The sequence below is a fragment of the Streptomyces sp. NPDC056486 genome (genome assembly GCF_042795295.1).
Lineage (GTDB): Bacteria > Actinomycetota > Actinomycetes > Streptomycetales > Streptomycetaceae > Streptomyces.
The window spans coordinates 135,817-154,360 of record NZ_JBHTSF010000001.1 but is presented as its reverse complement, the minus strand read 5'-3'; the positions used below and the strand labels follow the sequence as shown (position 1 = coordinate 154,360).

Annotated in this window: 5 protein-coding genes and 1 pseudogene; 5 read left to right on the top strand and 1 reads right to left on the bottom strand. The window is 69.6% G+C overall.

Annotation, left to right across the window (positions count from 1 at the left end):
* Positions 1–373: 373 nt before the first annotated feature.
* The 3 genes from ACFQ7F_RS00630 to ACFQ7F_RS00620 are packed head-to-tail and all read left to right on the top strand — an operon-like array spanning position 374 to position 14,703.
* The gene (locus tag ACFQ7F_RS00630) at positions 374–4,336 is read left to right on the top strand and encodes an amino acid adenylation domain-containing protein (protein ID WP_383263931.1); all 3,963 of its coding nucleotides are present in this window, start codon (positions 374–376) and stop codon (positions 4,334–4,336) included.
* Positions 4,333–13,794 (top strand): amino acid adenylation domain-containing protein, encoded by a 9,462-nt coding sequence (locus tag ACFQ7F_RS00625; protein ID WP_383263928.1) that lies wholly within the window; start codon positions 4,333–4,335, stop codon positions 13,792–13,794. The genes ACFQ7F_RS00630 and ACFQ7F_RS00625 overlap by 4 nt, the downstream gene beginning before the upstream one ends.
* Positions 13,795–13,830: 36 nt before the next feature.
* A complete protein-coding gene (locus tag ACFQ7F_RS00620; protein ID WP_383263925.1) occupies positions 13,831–14,703 on the top strand; it encodes a TauD/TfdA dioxygenase family protein in 873 nt (290 codons plus the stop codon).
* Between the two features lie 505 nt (positions 14,704–15,208).
* On the opposite strand, the pseudogene ACFQ7F_RS00615 reads toward ACFQ7F_RS00620, so the two are convergent.
* Positions 15,209–15,733 (bottom strand): annotated as a pseudogene (locus tag ACFQ7F_RS00615) (family 1 glycosylhydrolase); the annotation flags it as partial.
* Positions 15,734–16,862: 1,129 nt separating this feature from the next.
* Between ACFQ7F_RS00615 and ACFQ7F_RS00610 the strand changes: the two are divergent.
* Together ACFQ7F_RS00610 and ACFQ7F_RS00605 are read left to right on the top strand one after the other, a co-directional pair.
* Positions 16,863–17,696 carry a transporter substrate-binding domain-containing protein gene (locus ACFQ7F_RS00610; protein ID WP_383263923.1) on the top strand — a complete coding sequence of 278 codons (834 nt, stop codon included), beginning with the start codon at positions 16,863–16,865 and terminating at the stop codon, positions 17,694–17,696.
* Positions 17,693–18,541: an amino acid ABC transporter permease gene (locus tag ACFQ7F_RS00605; protein ID WP_383263920.1), complete on the top strand. Its 849-nt coding sequence runs from the start codon at positions 17,693–17,695 to the stop codon at positions 18,539–18,541. Before ACFQ7F_RS00610 ends, ACFQ7F_RS00605 begins: the two co-directional genes overlap by 4 nt.
* Positions 18,542–18,544: the final 3 nt, after the last annotated feature.

Below are 18,544 nucleotides of genomic sequence, written 5' to 3'. Positions count from 1 at the left end.
GAAAGTTCGGTCCGACATCGTGAACGGTCCGCCGTCCATGCTGATCGCGCAGCAGCGCAACGAGCGGCCGACCCGGCCGGACGACTGATCACCCCAGCCGATCACCCCAGCTGACCACCCCAGCCGTGGTCCGCCGAAGAACCTGGATCCGCAAGCATTGTTGATCCGCAAGCATTGTTTTCAGATCGCACTTTGATTGCAACGCACACATTCTGGACGTCGGCCTGACACTCGGTCAGTCTGATACTCCGGGAACGCCGGAACTGATTTCCCACTGATTTCCGCCGCGTCCTCTTCTCGTGAAGGGTAATCCGTGTCTTTACCCCGAATCGCAGTCAGTAATCATTCCGACGAAGAGACAAAATCCGCGCCCTTGTCACTGGCGCAGGAACGCCTGTGGGTCATGGCGCGCATGGACGGCGACGCCAGCGCTGCCTACAACGAGTCGATGCCCTTCGACATCCGGGGACCCCTGGATCGGGACCTGCTCATCAGGGCGCTGCAGCTGCTCACGGCCCGACACGAGGCCCTGCGCACCCGGCTTGTCCCCTCCGGGGGTTCGGCTCTTCAAGTCGTCGATCCGCCGGACACCGGGTTCCCGGTGGCCTTCGAGGATCTGACGGGACTGCCGGACGGGGCTGAACGGTTCACACGCATACGGTGGGAGGTGGAGGGCGCCCCGTTCCGCCTGGGTGAGGAGCCCATGGCGCGCGGCTGCCTGATAGCGCTCCAACCGGACCATCACGTACTGATCCTGGTGGCGCATCACATCATCTTCGACGGCTGGTCCCGCTCCCTGCTGCTGAAAGAGCTGGGGTTGGTGTACTCCGCGCTTCAGCAGGGGCAGGACGTCTCGCTGCCCGAACCGACCTGGCAGTACAGCGATTACACGCGCTGGCAGTGGGAGTGGATGTCGGGAGCCGAGCCAGCCTCGCACGCCGACTACTGGGCCACCGCACTGGCCGACGCCCCGGCGGTGATCTCCCTGCCCACCGATCGGCCCCGCCCGCCCGAACAGGGCTTCCACGGCGACCGGTTGCCCGTGACTGTCGACGAGAACCTGACGCGGGCCCTACGCGCCCTGGCTTCTGACAACGATGTCTCCCTCTATGCGACCGTCCTCACCGGCTGGTCCATACTGCTGTCCCGGCTCTCCGGGCAGGACGACATCGTGGTCGGCGCCCCCACGTCGAACCGCCGACGCGGCGACGTCGAGGGCTTGATCGGCTTCTTCGTCAACACCCTCGCCCTGCGCGCCGACCTCTCCGGCTCACCCAGTGTCAAGGATGCCCTGAAGCGGGTGAACCAGCGGATCCGTGACGCCCTCAAGCATGTCGACCTCCCCTTCGAGCGAGTCGTCGAACTGGTCAACCCACCGCGGAGCCCCGCCTACACGGCCCTGTTCCAGACCATGTTCGCCTGGGTCCCCTCCATGCGGAAGGAACTCGAACTGCCGGGTCTGGAGGTCGGGTTGCGGGAGGACGCCGCTCACGTACCCGCCAAGTTCGACATGGTCCTGGCCCTGGCCGATGAGGGCCGGCACCTCACCGGGGAGATCGACTACGCGGTGGCGCTCTTCGACCGGACGACGGTCGAACGGCACATACGTCAATTCCTGCGCGTGCTGCGTCTGATGACCGAACAGCCCGATGCCGAGATAGCCGACCTGACGCTGCTCGACGAGGACGAGCAGCGGGCACTCCTCGCCACCTTCAGCACAGGGCCCACCGTGCCGGACCCGGCATCGACGGACCCGGCATCGGTGGGCGTGCTGGAGCGCTTCGCCGCGCAGGTCCGCCAACGACCCGGGCAGTGTGCGGTGGTGGCCGACGACGCGGAGCTGGACTACGCGACCCTCGACCGCCGGGCCAACCGTCTCGCCCATGCGCTGATCGCCCGTGGTGCCGGTCCCGATCGAGTGGTGGGCCTGCACGTCGGACGTACGGCCGAACTCGTCGTCGGCGTGCTCGCCATCCTCAAGTCCGGAGCCGCCTACCTGCCCCTCGACTCCGGCCAGCCCCCGGAGCGGCTCACCGCCATGGTGAGTGACGCCGCACCGGTCCTCGTGCTGACCGACCGGAGGGACACCGCGGACGACGACGGACAGCTGTGGAAGCACCTGGCGAAGGTGGAGGCGGAGGGGACCCACGACGAGTCGTCGGCCGTCGACATGGACCGGACTCGGCTCGCCTACGTCATCTACACCTCGGGATCGACCGGCAGGCCCAAGGGTGTGGCGGTGACGCACGGCAGCGTCGTCAATCTCCTCGACCACTGGCACGAACTCATGGGGGACTCCCCCGGCGAGGCGTCATCGGCCTGGTCGAGCATCGGCTTCGACGCGTCGGTGCACGAACTCCTCGTCCCGTTGACCACCGGCGCCGTCCTCCATCTGGTCCCCGACGAACTCCGTACCGACCCTGCGGCATTGCTGGACTGGATGCGCGAACGCAAGGTCACCCAGGCGTTTCTGCCTCCCTCCTACGTCCTGTGGATCGGCGAGGACCCTGCCACCCGCCTGGCCGGATCACATCTGCGTCAGCTCCTCACCGGAGTGGAATCCCTGCCCGAGAGCATCCTGCACCGCATGCGTGAGCTGCTGCCCGGCCTGCGCGTCTGCTTCGGCTACGGCCCGACCGAGGCCACCCTCTACGCCACGGCCTACACCGACCCACAGCCGTACGAGCGGTCGTGTCCCATCGGGCGGCCACTGCGCAACACACGCCTGTACCTGCTCGACGACCGCATGCGTCCGGTACCCGTGGGAGTCACCGGAGAGGTCTATCTCGGCGGAGCGAGTCTGGCCCGTGGATATCTGAACCGCCCCGACCTCACCGACGAACTTTTCGTGCCCGACCCGTTCGTTCCCGGTGAACGCCTCTACCGCACCGGCGACTTGGCGCGCTGGCTGTCGGACGGCAACGCCGAGTACGTCGGCCGACGCGACGACCAGCTCAAGCTGCGCGGCTTCCGTATCGAACCCGGCGAGGTCGAGGCGGCGCTCCTTGCGGTCCCCGGGGTCCGGGAGGCCGTCGCCCTGGCCGATCGCGACTCACCCGGCGGCCCCCGCCTGGTCGCCGGCGTGGGATGTGACACCGATGCCACGCGGCTGCCGTACGAGTGGCGTGCGGCCCTCGGGGCCCGTCTGCCGGACTACATGATCCCCGCCGTGGTGGTCGAGTTCCCGCGACTGCCGTTGAACCACAGCGGCAAGGTGGACCGGCCCCAGGTGCTGCGCGCCGCGGCGGGAACCCGCGCGGGGCCGGTCAACACGGCCGCGCCCCGCGACCATGTGGAGATGGCGCTGTACCGGGTCTGGCGCGGGGTGCTGCTGCACCCGGACATCGGCATCAGTGACAACTTCTTCGAGCTGGGCGGCACTTCGATATCGGCGATCAAGATGGCGTCCGCGGTGCAGGAGGAACTCGGCGTCGCCCTGCCCGTCCGGGACGTCATGCTGCACCCCACCATCGAGGCGCTCGCCGAGCGGGTGCGCGGCAGCGTGGACAACGTCGGCGAGGCCGCGCAGTCCGCGGAGCCCGGCGGCCTGGTCGAATTCCGTGCGGGCGGCGGCCGCCAGCGCGTGGTGTGTGTGCACCCCGCCGGCGGCACCGCGTTCTGCTACCTGCCACTGTCCGCCGAACTGGCCGACGACATCGGTGTGGTGGGACTTCAGGCGCCCGGCATCGATCCCGGCGGGTCCACCCTGCCCGATGTCGAGGCGATGGCCGAGGAGTATCTGCGGCTCGTCGGTCCCCGTGCCGACGAGGCACTGGTGCTGTGCGGGCTCTCCTACGGCGGTCTGATCGCGTACGAGATGGGCCGCCGCCTGGTGGCGGCCGGGCACGAGAAGGTGAGTGTCGTCCTCCTCGACACCCACGGTGCCCAGGACGACGAGCAGCGCGCCGCGATCGCGCCGGTCGGCATGGCGGAGTTCCGGGAGAAGCTGGTGCGCTTCAACGGCATGTACCCGGGTATCGACGACGACCAGGTGGCCCGGTACCTGAACGTCTACAACCACCATCGTGAGACGGCGCGCGACTACGCCGTACCCGAATCGCCCGCCCGTGTCGTGCTGGTGCAGGCGACGGCCGTGGAGGACGAAGACGAGGACGTCGAAGGTGCCGCCGCTCGTCTGCGCGCTTTCTGGCGGCGGCGCGCCAGCGGTGAGTTCGTGGTCGAGCCGGTCGCCTGCGGTCACTGGGACATGTTGGAGAGCGACGAACTGCCCCGCGTCGCCGCCGTCCTCACCGCCGAACTGCACCGGCTGGCATCCGCCCCCGGTCGGGGCGAGACGCAGCGCACAGCACCTTCAGGCACGTCGGAGGCACGATGAAACCGCATGTCGAAACGGACCTCACCGACATGGCCGAGGGCTTGAACGCCCCGGCCGGGATAGCCGATGCGATTCACCGCCGAGCCCTTCGCACGCCACACGCCGAGGCGGTCGTGGACGGCCAAGTCAGTCTCGACTACGCGACCTTGAACGTGGCAGCCGCGACCGTCGCCCAAGAGCTGGGGCGCCGGGGCGTCACCGCGGGGCAGTCGGTGGCGGTGGCGGTGCCGCGGTCGTGGCGGCTGGTCGTCGTGATGCTGGGCATTCTGCGGCTGGGAGCGCGGGTTGTGCCCCTCGACACACAGAGCCCCGCCGAACGCCGTCACTTCATCCTCCGGGACTCCGCCGCGGTCGCCCTGGTGTACGAGACGATCGAGAGCGTCACCGACCTCCCGCAGGACGTGGAGGCACTCGCCGCGGACGCCCTTCTGCCCGAACTCCCGGACGCCGCGGCCACTGCTGCCGTCACCGTTGCCGCCGACGCCGTGGAGGCGCCTGCCGCCCCCGGCGAGGTGTCCTTCCTGTTCTACACCTCCGGAACGACGGGGCAGCCCAAGGGAGTCGAGGTCCGCGACGCAGGAATCCGGCGTCTGGCACGACCCGGCTACATCCGCGTCGAGCCCGGTCTGCGCTATGCCTGCATGGCCAATCCGGCGTTCGACGCGCTGAGTTTCGAAGTCTGGGTGCCCCTGCTGACCGGTGGCTGCTGCGTGGTGCTGAGCGACCGGGAGACGCAGACTCCCGAGCGGCTCGCAGCGGCACTGCGGCACGAGCGCGTGGACACGCTCTTCGTCACCACGGCACTGTTCAACGCGATGGTCACGGCTGTGCCGCACTGCTTCGCCTCGGCCGGCGAGGTTCTTGTGGGCGGTGAGCAGCTCAACCCCCACGTGATGCGCCGCTGGTACCGGGACAATGCCGACAGTGACACCCGTCTGTTCAACGTGTACGGGCCGACGGAGTCCACCACCTTCGCCCTGTGCCATCCGATCCCGCGCGACTTCGACGGGGACGTGGTGCCGATCGGCCGGCCGCTGCCGCGGACCGGTGCGGTGCTGCTCGCGCCGGGCCAGGAGCGGGTCGCCGCGCCCGGTGAGGTCGGCGAACTCCTGTTGAGCGGAGCCGGACTCGCCGTCGGATACCGCAACCTTCCCGAGGAGACCGAGCGGCGTTTCGTACGGCTGCCGTGGCTCGACGGTGGCGAGGAGCCGTACTACCGCACCGGTGACCTCGTACGGGCCGGCGACGAGGGCCTGACGGAGTACGTCGGGCGAACCGACCGCCAGGTCAAGGTCCGTGGCTTCAGGATCGAGCCCGGCGAGGTGGAACGGCGCGTTCTCACCCACCCCGCGGTCCAGCGGGCCTACGTGTGCACGCGCCGCGCGGACCAGGAGGGACCCAACGAACTGCTGGCGTTCATCGTCCTGAGTCAGGAACTGTCGAGTCAGGAGCTGTCCTACGAGGAGTTCGACAGCCACCTGACGACCCACCTGCCCGCCTACATGCGCCCCCACCACATCCACCTCGTGGCTGAGCTGCCGCTCAACGCCAACGGCAAGGTCGACCAGACCGCCCTGCTGCGGCGGGCCGACCGCCCTTGGCGACCCGCCGCCGCCGAATCCGACGGACCGGCCACGACGGAGACGGAGACGGAGACGGAGACGGAGACGGAACGCCAGGTCGTCGAACTGGCCGAGGAGATACTCGGCACCACCGGCCTCCGGCTCGGCGACCGGTGGATCGCCAGCGGCGGTGACTCGTTGAAGGCTCTTCGGTTCTGCTTCGCCGTACGACGGCGATGGGGCCGCGAGCTGACTCAGGCGGCCGTCCTCCACGGCGACCTGGCCGCCGTCGCCCGGTCACTCGCCACGGTCCGTCCCATCGAGGAGAACGCCTTGCCGGCGCCGGTGGTCTCCGGCGCCCGCTCGGCGCCCGCCACCAGCGAACAGCAGCGGCTGTGGCTGATGGAGCGCCGCACTACGGACTCCCGGGCCTACTCCGTCAACCAGGCCTTCCGCTTGGACGGACAGGTCGACACCGTTCCCCTCCGGCGAGCTCTGCGCAGCCTGGTGGCACGCCACGAGGCGCTGCGGACGAGCTTCCGCCTCGGGCCGGACGGCCTGGAGCAGACCGTCGGCGAGCCGTACGACCCCTGGCACGAGCCGGGCCTCCAGCATGCCTGGGACGAGGAAGAGGCGCACACCTTCGCCGACACCTTCTTCGCCGAGCCCTTCGACCTCGCCGTCCCCCGCATGCTCCGAGCCTGCTGGCTGCCGCGTGGCGGCGGCGGCACGCTCCTGCTGCACCTGCACCACATCGCTGTGGACGGCTGGTCGTTGAGCATCCTGCTGCGCGACCTGTCGGCCGCCTACGCCGGAAGCGACGGGCACGAGGCACCCGCTCCGACCCCGCTGGACTTCGCCGGCTGGCAGAGCGACCGGTTCGCGAGCACCGCCTACCGGGCACAGTGCGATGAACTCCTCACGTTCTACCAGGGGTTGGAGGGGCCGCAGGAACCGCTGCCTGCCAAGGACGCGGGCCCGGCACCAGGGGCGCGTCTGCTGCATACGTCGCTCGACGTCGTTCGGCGGGCCCAAGTGGACCAACTGTGCGCCGAGTTCGGACTGACCCGGTTCCAGGTCCTGCTGAGCGTGTTCTCCTGGTGCCTGTACGGCGTGACCGGCCTCGTCCGCCCGCGCATCGCCGCCCCGACCGCGGGCCGGCCGGTGCGCGAGTTCGAGAACAGCGTGGGCATGATGGCGAACACCGTGCTGCTGCCCCTGTCCGTCGTACCCGGTGAGGACCTGCGCTCGCTCCTCGCCCGCGCGAAGAGCGACACAGGGCAGGTACTGGGACACCAGGACGTGGCGCTCACGGACGTCCTGACCCGCTGGAAGGCCGTCGGCGACAGCACACCGTTCGACTTCCTGTTCGTCCTGGAGAACACCGACTTCGGGGCGCTGCGGCTGCCCGGCTGCGCCCATCGCCCCCTGTGGTGGGCGGCACCGGAGGCCAAGTGCCCGATGACGGTCTCCGTGGTCGAGCACGCGGACGGACTCGACGTGCTGTGGGAGTACGCCGAGGACCGGTTCACCGGCGAGGACGTCGCGGCGATGGCGGAACTGTTTCGGCGGGGCGTGGACGCGCTCGCGGCCGGTGGCCGCTCCACCGCTCGTGAACTCGTCGTGCCGTACCGGCGGTCCCTCCCGGAGCACGGGCGCGGGCCCGCCCCGGAACCCGGCTTCACCACGATCGCCGAAGGCTTCGGCCGACAGGTCGCCCGCACTCCGGACGCCCCCGCCGTGGTCACGGCCGACGGCGGCACCCTGAGCTACGCGGCCATGGACGCCCGTGCCGCGGCCCTCGCCACGGAACTGGCCGACCACTACCCGATCCCGGCCGACGGCAGCCCCTGCCGGGCGGCCCTGTATCTGGATCCCTCCGCCGAACACGTCGTGGCGCTCCTGGCACTGGCACGGCTGAACGTCACCGCCGTCCCTCTGGACCCCTCCTACCCGGCCGACGTGCTGCGCCGCGTCCTGAAACAGATCGACCCACTGTGCGTCCTGGCCACGCAGGACAGCTCACCGACGCTGGACACGCTGCTCCCGGACGGTGTGGTGCGCCACCTCGTCGTACCGGGGGCGGGCCGGGCGCCACAGAAGGGCGACGACACGAGTGCGTCGCACGACGGGCAGACGTACGGCGGGCAGACGTACGACCGAGGCACCGTCGGCGTACCGACGCACGACGGCGCACGCCCCCTGTACACGCTGTTCACCTCCGGCTCCACCGGCGTCCCCAAGGGCGTGCAGATCCACGACCGCACCCTGTGCGACCTGATCAGGTGGCAGTCCGGTCCCGGCGGCCTGACCGCCCCCGCAGCCACCCAGCAGTTCTCGATGCTGGCGTTCGACGTGTCCTTCCAGGAGGTCTTCGGGACGCTGTGCACGGGTGGCACCCTCCAGCTCATACGTCCCGAGTGGCGTCAGGACGTGCCCGCGCTTCTGGACCGGCTGGACTCCGCGGGCACCGAGCGGATCTTCATGCCCTACGTGGCCCTGCAACTGCTCGCCGAGTACGCCGTCCGCCTGAACAGGTATCCCTCCCGGCTGCGCGAAGTGGTCACCGCGGGCGAGCAGTTGGTGTGCACCGACAGTATCCGGCGCTGGTTCGCCGGGCTTCCCGGCGCGCGCCTGTTCAACCACTACGGGCCGACCGAGACACATGTGGTCAGCGCCCTGTGTCTGGAAGGGGATCCTGGGCAATGGCCCGAACGGCCCTCCATCGGAGGCCCGGTGGCCGGCGCCGACCTGCGCGTGGTGGACGCCCAGGGTGACCCGGCCCCGACCGGACGCACCGGCGAGCTGCTGATCGGCGGCACCATGACCACCCGCTGCTACCTCGACGAACCGACACTCGACGACGCCCGCTTCGTCGAGCTCCCCGGCGCGGGCCTGTTCTACCGCAGCGGTGACCGGGCGTTCTTCGACCGTGAGGGCCTGCTGCACTACGCGGGCCGCGACGACCAGCAGATCAAACTGAGCGGGCACCGGCTGGAACTCGGCTCCGTCGAGGCGGCCCTGCTGCGCCATCCGGCGGTGGTCAACGCGGTCGTCACCCGTGACGGGGACCGGCTGACGGCCGGCCTGGAAATCCGTGGTGAAGCACCGTCCGCCGACGACCTGAGCGCGCATCTGTCCGCCCTTCTCCCCTCCTACGTACGTGTGGACCGCTTCCGCAGGCTGGAGAGACTGCCCCGCACACCCAGCGGCAAGCTGGATCGGCAGGCGACCGTCCGGGCACCTGGGGAGGACATTCGTCGCTCCGCGATCGCCCGCACGAGTCTGTCGGCCGAGGAGGAGCGCCTCACCGCTGTCTTCGAGGAGGTCACCGGGTCGACGATCGCACCGGACCAGACCTTCTTCGAGGCGGGTGCCTCCAGTCTCGCCCTGATGCGCTTCCACCTGCGCTGCACCACGGCACTCGGTCTGCGCTTCAACGTTGCGGATCTCTTCGAGCACGTCACCGTCCGCTCCCTGGCCCGCCACCTCACCGCCCCGCGACCACTCACCCCATCGGCAGCGAAGAACGACGGGCGCCCCGAACAGACCCCCGAACCCGGCGAGCCGATCGCGGTCGTCGGCATGGCGGTACGGGTGCCCGGCGCCCCGGACCTGGCCGCCTTCTGGGATCTTGTGGTCGCCGGCGGCACCGGAATCCGCCGTATCGACGCGCCGGAGGGAGTCGTCGGCGCGCACAGCACGCTCGACGGCATGCTCGACTTCGACCCGGGCCACTTCGGCATCAGCCCTCAAGAGGCACGTCTGATGGACCCCCAGCAGCGTCATCTGCTGATGGCCGGCGTGCAGGCCCTGGCGCACGCCGGGGTGGCGGACACCTCGTCCGCCCGGGTGGGCCTGGTGGCCGGTGCCGGGGAGAACACCTACTCCCAGTCCTTGCTGCGCGAGGCGGACCGCGGCCGACTGCCTGACGGCTTTCAGCTCGCCCTGCACCATGAGAAGGACTTCCTGGCCACCAAGGTGGCGTACCACCTCGGGCTGACCGGCCCCGTCTTCAGCGCCCAGACGGCCTGCTCCAGTTCTCTGGTCGCCGTGCACCTCGCCGCCGGTCTGCTCCGGCAGGGCGAAGCCGACGTGATGCTCGCCGGAGGAGTACTCATCGACCCCGGCCTGACCGACGGCTACCGCTACCGCCCGCAGCACATCTTCTCTGCGGACGGCGACTGCCGACCCTTCAGCGACGACGCCACCGGCACGGTCGGCGCGAGCGGCGTCGGCGTCGTGGTCCTCAAAACGCTGCGGCAGGCACGGCGCGACGGCGACACCGTCCACGCACTCATCACAGGCTCCGCGATCAACAATGACGGTACGGCGAAGATGAGTTACACCGCACCGTCCCTGGCCGGACAGCGGGAGGTGATCCGGACCGCGCTGTCCCGCGCCGGACGCACGGGCGCCGACCTCGGCTATGTGGAGGCCCACGGCACCGGCACCCGCCTTGGCGACCCGATCGAAGTGGGCGCGCTACGGCAGGCGTTCGACGTGAGTGAGTCCGGCCGCTGCGCTCTGAGCTCCGTCAAGAGTCAGCTCGGCCACCTGGGCGCGGCCGCCGGTGTGGTGGGCCTCGTACGCGCGGTCTTCGCCGTGCGCCACGGGATACTCCCGCCCAACCTCAACTTCCGCGCCTTCAACCCGGAGATCGGCCCCGATCCCACTCCCTTCCACGTCCCGGCGCACGCCATGCCCTGGCCCGAGGACCGCGACCGGGTGGCCGCGGTCAGCAGCTTCGGGATCGGCGGCACCAACGCCCACGTCATCGTGGAGCAGGACACCGCGCCCGGACCGGTGGCAACCCGCGAGGTCCCCGAGTGCCTCGTACTGTCGGCCTCCAGCGCGGGCGCCCTGGCCGCCGACGCCGCTCGCATCGCCGACTACCTCCAACTACGCCCGGAGCGATACGAGTTGGTGTTGCGCCATCTCCAGGCCGGTCGGGTCGCGCGCCGCCTGCGGACCGCGGCACCCGTGACGGACGCCGCGGCGGCCGAGCACTGGCTGCGCACGGTGGCCGCCGGAGCGGTGCGGCCCGGTGGCGCGGACCCGGACACCGTAACGGTCTCCGCGGCCGGTCGCTCGGCCCACGACCTCGCCGAGGCCTGGGCCGCCGGGCACTCTGTCGACTGGGGGGCAGGCTCCGCCCCGGCACCCTGGGACTTCCCGCCCCCGTCCTTCTCCCTCGCGGAGTACGACTTCGACCGGCTGCCCGAGGACCCGCGCGACGACCTGGCCGTCACACCCCGGCGGCTGCCCCGGGAGAACTGGCTGCACCAGCCGCTCTGGGTCCGGCTGCGCCGTGCCGCCGTCGCGGACACCACCGCGCCGACCGGCCGCGCGTCCGCCGTGGCCGTCGTGGTCGTCGTAGCCTCCGAGGACACTCCGCGGACAGCGTTCGCGCCCTTCGAGGCGGTGGCGTCGCAAGTGATACGGGTGTACCCGGCCGGCGCCTTCGCCCGCAGAGGGCCGGACTCCTACGACGTGGACCCCGCCGATCCGGCGTCTGTGCGGCAGCTGCTCGACGCACTGTCCGAGGACGGCGCCCCAGTCTCCAGCGACACGGAGTGGGTGCACGCCCTGCCCCTCGACGTGACAGGGCCGGTCGGTCCCTGCACCCTGGAACACGCCCGTCACACCTGCTTGGACAGCACGGCGGCCCTGGCCCAGGCGCTGGCCGGGCGAACCGGCTCCCCACGTGTGTGGTGGCTGTCGTACGGTGCCCGGCCCGTGACGGGAACGGTGGACAGACCTGAACTGGCGCTCCTCGCCGGGCCGGTCGAGGTCGCCCATCAGGAGTCCGTCCTGAACGGCCATTGGCTCGACCTCCCCGACGGCGACCTCACCCGCTGGGCCGGACACGTGGCCTCGGTCGTCGCCGAAACGCGTGAGGCCGGCCGTCCCGGCGAACCGGCTCTACCCCGCCAGCTCGCGCTGCGGCAGGGCTACTGGTGGCGGCCGGGCACGGTACCCGTACCGGAGCCGGAGGGTAGGCAGCCCCTCGTACCGGCCGGAGCGGACACCGTCCACCTGGTGCTCGGCGGCACGGGAGGCATGGGCCGCGCCATCACCGCCTGGCTGCTCGAACACACCCGCGGCCGGGTGCTGTTGCTGTCCCGAAGTCCGCGGCTGCCCGAGGAGTTGAACGGATGGGCCGACCGCATCGGCCTCGTCCCGGCGGATCTCGCGACCATGCCCGTTCACGAAGTGGCGGCGGCCGTCGCCGACCACACGTCACGGCTGGACGGCGTCATCCACGCGGCCGGTCTCGGACACGGCGGGCTGCTCGTACGACGTGACGCCACTGCGATGCGCGACGCCGCCGCGGTACGCGAGCGTGGCGCACTCGTCGTCGAGCACCTGATCGCAGCCTTCCGTCCGGAGATCGCGGTCTACTGCTCCTCGATGTCCGCCCTGCTCGGCGGTGTCGGCCAGAGCGACTACACGGCCGGCGCGAGCCTCCTCGACGGCTTCGCCCACCACCGGGCCACGGAAACGGAGGCAACCGTCCGGATCAGCATCGACTGGGACATATGGTGCGAGACCGGAATGGCGACCCGGGTCCTGAACACGGACGGCCGCCATCAGGCCCACCTCGCGGTCGGCCTGACCGTCGAGGAGGGCAAAGCGGTCTTCGCCCATGCCCTGGCGCTGCAACTGCCGCAACTCCTCGTGTCCACAACGGACATCGAGGCCTCCCGAGCCTTCTACGCTCCTGCCTATGCTCCTGCCGGGCTCGTGACTCGGTCCTCGGGTTCCGGACCGACGCACCCGACGGGCGGAGAGGAGGAAGCCTCCGACACCGGCGGTGCCGAAGAGCGGGCGGACGCCATGGCCCGGGTGATCCAGGATCTGCTGGGCGTGGACGAACTGGACCCCCAGGACTCCCTCTACGACCTGGGCGCCGACTCGCTGACCCTGATCGGCGTGATCGCCCAGATCGAGGACGACTACGGCGTCGAAGTCGACCTGGCCTCCTTCAGTCACCGCGTCAGCCTCACGGAGATCCTGAAACACATCGAGGCGGCCCTCACCTCCGCCGAGCCCACGACCGAGTCCACCATCAAGGCGGCCACCGAGGCGGCCGGAAGCACCTCCCGGGTCGTCCTCGACATCTGGCAGGAGGGAACCGGTTCGGCCGTCCTGTGCCTGGTGCACCCGGTGGGTGGGGACATCCAGGCCTACCGCTCCCTGGTGGCAGCCCTCGGACCCGCGCCGACGGTGTGCCTCATCGCCGACCCGGCACTCCGCGACACCGGGATGCCCGCATGGTCACTGGCCGAGCGGGCCCATCACTACGACGCGGCGCTACGTGAGCGCTTCGGTGGACCGGGCCGCCGGCTCCATCTGGCCGGGTGGTCCTACGGCGCCCGGGTGGCGATGGAGATGGCGGGTCTCGCAGAGTCGGCGGGCCGGGCGCCGGAAGCGCTCCACCTTCTGGATCCGCCACCGCCCCAGGCAGAGGCACTGGTCGCCGCCTACGACGAAACCCACCTGGAAAAGGTGTTTGCCGCCGAACTCGGTACCGGAGGCTCCTTGTTGCCGAGGTTGCCGAGCGAGCACGCACAGGCGTACGCCGAGCGGCTGGCCCGCTGCTGCCGCGCCAACCTGCGCAGCCTCGGAGAACATCGCGTACGGCCGCTCGTCTCCGTCCCCACGTATCTGTGGCTGGCCGAACACGCCACGCCGGGCATGCCCACCCCCGAGGACCCTCGGGAGTCGGACCGGCAGTGGAACGCCTGCCTGCCTCCGTCCGCCGTGCTCAGATATCTGCCCACGGACCACTACGGCATCGTCGCGGCACCCCACGTGCACACGGTGGCCGAGACCATCGGGGCGACGCTGGCGTCCTCGGGCGCCAGTACCCGCGAAACCGCCGACCTGTAAACGACCTGCACACCCCACCCCCCTCCGGAGGTTGACATGGAGTCATACGAACGCGAAGCGCTGGAAGCGGTGACCACACACCCCGGGTACTCCTACCGCACGCTCACGGTCGAACGGATCACCCCCGTCCTGGGGGCGGAAGTCTCAGGCGTCGACTTGTCGCAGGAGATCCCGGCGCAGCAACTGGAGGAGATCCGGGCCGCCTTCCGCGACCACCACGTCCTCGTCTTCCGCGATCAGACGATCACCGCCGAGCAACACAAGCGCTTCGCCGCCGCCTTCGGCGAACCGCGCCCCGTCAACCCACCGCCGCCCGAGGGTGATCCCTGCATCCTGGAGATCCGCACGACGTCGGCCGCGGCGGACGTGGCGGGCAACGGCTGGCACGCGGACGGCACAGCCGACGCCGAACCGTCACTGGGGTCGATGCTCTACATCACCGAGATACCCGAGCCGGGATGCGGCGGCGACACCCTGTTCGCCAATATGCACCTCGCCTACGACATGCTCTCACCGGCCATGCGCGCTCTGTTGGACCCGCTGACCGCGATACACGACGGCGCGCAGGCCCTGGTGGGGTACACGCCGCCCGCGGACTACGTCATCCCCAAGAGCGAACACCCGCTCATCGCCCGGCACCCCGAGACCGACCGCAAACTGCTGTACGTCAACAAGGCCTACACCAGCCGCATCCCGCAGCTCTCCGCCGACGAGAGCCGGGCCCTGCTCGACATGCTCTTCGACATCATCGCCCGCAGGCCGGTCCTGCACTGCCGCGTCCGCTGGACCCCGGGCACGCTGGTCTTCTGGGACAACCGGTGCGTCCAGCACCACGCGACGTACGACTACTACCCCTACGCCCGCTACGGCCAGCGCGTCGCCATCAACGGCGGCCCCGTCAAGGGCTGATGCCCTGAACAGGTAAGGCGTCGTGCACAAACCCCGATCCCACGCGCGACGCCTCACCGCGCTGCCTGAAGTCAGTGTCGTTCCGGATCGAACTCCAGACGGCGCGCGGGTGAGTAGCCTGTGGGGCTCGTTGAGTCATCGCTGCAGGTGGAGGCTAGGCGGGCGACCCCGACCTTGCTGTCCGTACCTGCGGTCCTGCTGCGCTCGGACTCTGCAGGTGCCGATAATTCGTCCGGCCAGGTCACGACCTCATCACTGACCTCGCCGTGCCCGTCGCTCCCCCACTGTCCCTTCACTTTGCCCGGGAACGGCATCATGACCTGCGGTACCGCCTACTACGGGTACGACCAGAGACGACCCTGCGCCGGCACCGTGACCTGCTCAAGCAGCGCCATGCAGCAACCTGCGTGCCGAAACAACGCGGCCGCCCACCCGTCCACCACGGTGCCTCCGCGTGGGCCAGAGCTTGTAGCCGCCGCTCGCCTCGATGACCGCAGGGTGGTGCTCACACCGGTAGCGTCCCCGTCGCGGCCACTTTCGCATACCAGTGGGCGCTGGCCTTGGGGGTACGGGTGCCGGTCGGATAGTCGACGTGGACCATGCCGAAACGCTTGCTGTAGCCGTAGCCCCACTCGAAGTTGTCCAGCAGTGACCACAGGAAGTAGCCGTGGACGTCCACTCCGGCGGCCATCGCCCACTGCACGGCAACCAGGTGGTCGCGAACGTAGGCGATGCGTTCCGGGTCGCTGATGTTGCCGTCGGGGCCCGCGTAGTCGTGGAACGCGGCACCGTTCTCGGTGATCACCATGGGCAGACGGGGGTGCTCGCCGCCCAGGCGGACCAGGAGTTCCTCCAGGCCCGAGGCATCGATCGTCCAGCCCATCGCGGTCTTGTCCCCGGGCGTGGCGTGGAAGGCGACGCGGTCCGCACCCACCCAGGGACTGTGTGAACTGGCGCCGTGCCCGTCGTTGCCGTGCGCCGGGTCGCCCTCGGAGACCAGGGTCGGGGAGTAGTAGTTGACGCCCAGGAAGTGCCGAGTATTCGGGCAAGGGGGCGAACAGCGCGACCCCTTGCCCCGTGCACCAGACCGGGCAGCGGAGATGCTCCCTGGGAGCGACCGGATCGGGTGACCAGACGTCGCCCCCCGGTTGACGTCGCTCCCAGACTCCCGCTCCCAGGGAGCACAGGGAGCGGCTCCCCGCTCCCAGAATTGCTCCCGAACACGAAGTAGGGGCCACCCGAAGATGGCCCCTACCTGCGACGTTTCCGTCGGGACGACAGGATTTGAACCTGCGCCCCCTTGCCACCCAGTCAAGTGCACGATTCTGGTTCGGAGTTCTGAAGGCCCACTGGCGCCCGTACGACGCCGTACGCGGAAGTACGGTGCCGCTACCGCTGGGCTCCTGCCCATCGGTCGAGGCCCTTCGGTTGAAGGCCGCGAACAGGGAAGATAGACGTGGGCCACTTGGCCCGACGTACGGGCCTGAGCTATCGCACAGTCGCGTCGTTCCTGTCCCGGACCCAACGCACACCTTGCGCCACGTGCAGTGTGCCGTGAACCTAGGGCGAAGAGGCGGAGCGGATGTGGCGTACCCCCTGTCGGCTCTCACGGGCGCGGGCACAGGCACGGGCTCCGTGTGCCGATCCGCGGCGGGCTGCGGGTCCAGACCTCTTGGGCCGCCTGCATGATCAGGCCCATGAGGCCCGCCTCGAACAGTCATCCTGTTCTTGTTGATCGCCGCCCCTCTGGTCGCCGAACGCACCCAGCTCGGCGGCCGATCCGCTCGATCGGCCTGGTCGCAGCTCTGTGCAGCGTGGTCAGGGACGGCACCGGCTACTGGAGCCACGACTGCTCGCCGTGGATCGAAGCCAGGAGATCGGAGATCGCCACCTGCCGGGGGTCGGAATCCACAACAATTCGACCACAGCCATCACCCTCACGCCCCCGCTCCAACAGCACCGACCAGGCTGCCCTGCACGAAGGGATTCACAAGATCAGCACTGGACTTTCCGCGGTGGGTCGGTGCAGGGTGTGCCGACCCGCAATTTCACCCGGCCGAAGGCCGCAACCATGGCTCTGACCTGCACAGTTGCCCCTGTTCGGGTGATTGCCGCGACTCATGGCCGTATGTCCCTCCCACTCCCTAAGGGGTAGCAGCGTGCCGTTCCACGGAAGTCTCCTGCGCCGTACCGTCCCGTTCGCCCTGGCCGTGAGCACGGCCCTCAGCGTCACCGCATGCAGCAAGGGCGGTGAGGCCGCCACCACCGCGGACGGCGTCCGCCTCGTCACCGCCGACAAGCTCACCACTTGCACGCATCTGCCGTATGCGCCTTTCCAGTCGGAGAAGAACGGCAAAGTCGTCGGCTTCGACGTCGACATGATCGATCTCGTCGCCAAGGACCTCGGCGTGAAGCAGCAGATCGTCGACAAGTCCTTCGAGACCATCAAGACCGGCGCGGACCTCAACGCCGGTGTCTGCGATGTGGCCGCCGCCGGCATGACCATCACCGACGAGCGCAAGAAGCATCTCGACTTCTCGGCCCCCTACTTCGATGCAGACCAGGCACTCCTTGCCCGCAAGGGTGTCAAGGCGAAGAGCCTCGGCGACATCAAGTCCAAGAAGCTGAAGCTGGGTTCGCAGTCCTCCACCACCGGCGAGGAGACCGCGCACGGCAAAGGCCTCGACCCGCAGTCCTTCGAGAGCTCGGACGCCGAGCTCAACGGCCTGCGCACCGGCCAGGTGGACGTGATCATCCAGGACTATCCGGTCGTCGCGAACTGGCTCAAGGACCCTGCGAACGCGGCCAAGTTCGAGCTGGCCGGCACCGTCGCCACCGGTGAGCACTACGGCTTCGCCGTGAAGAAGGGCGGCAACCCGAAGCTGCTGACCGCGATCGACAAGGCCATCACGCGGTCCAAGAAGGACGGGACGTACAAGAAGCTCTACGAGCAGTGGATCGGCCCGATGCCCGAAGGGGCCGATGCCCGGTGAGTACCCAGACCCCCCTTAAGGACGCGAAGCCACCCACCTTCACAGCCCGGCGCCGCCTCTCGCCGCGGCGCCGGCGCAGTCTGTCGCGTGCGGCGCAGTACGTGGTCCTCCTCGCCGCCGTGGCGGCCGCCGCCGGACTCGCCGACTGGCACCAGCTCCAGGAGCAGTTCCTGCAACTGTCCGTGGCTGAGCGCATGTTCCCCGAGCTGCTCACCGTGGCACTGGCCAACACAGTGATGTACACCCTGTCCGGATTCGGCGTCGGTCTCGTCCTTGGCCTGGTCATCGCCTTGATGCGGCTGTCGTCGGTCGCCCCCTACCGTTGGCTCGCGGCACTGTACATCGAGGTCTTCCGCGGCCTGCCCGCGCTGCTCATCTTCATCTTCATCGGCGTCGGGGTGCCGCTTGCCTTCCCCGGGGTGGTGATACCGGGCGGGGCGTACGGTCAAGTTGCCGTCGCCCTGGGCCTGGTGGCCGCCGCGTACATGGCCGAGACGATCAGGGCCGGCATCCAGGCGGTGCCCCGCGGCCAGTTGGAGGCCGCCCGGACGCTCGGCATGTCGCAAGGCCTGGCCATGCGATCGATCGTGATCCCGCAGGCCTTCCGGATCATCGTGCCGCCCCTCACCAACGAATTGGTGCTGCTGTTCAAGGATTCCTCTCTGGTGTTGTTCCTCGGGGTGTCCCTGCAGACCCGTGAACTGACCAAGTTCGGCCGTGACCTGGCGAGCGAGACGGCCAACACGACGCCGATCTTCGTGGCCGGCCTGTGCTATCTGCTGGTCACCGTCCCGCTCGGCTTCCTGGTGCGCCGTCTTGAGGCACGCCATGCCCAGGCGAGGTGAACG

What these genes read in the sequence shown, in the direction of transcription:
- ACFQ7F_RS00625 (WP_383263928.1), top strand. Translation starts at nt 4,333, where the DNA reads ATGAAACCGCATGTCGAAACGGACCTCACCGACATGGCCGAGGGCTTG.
- ACFQ7F_RS00620 (WP_383263925.1), top strand. Translation starts at nt 13,831, where the DNA reads ATGGAGTCATACGAACGCGAAGCGCTGGAAGCGGTGACCACACACCCC.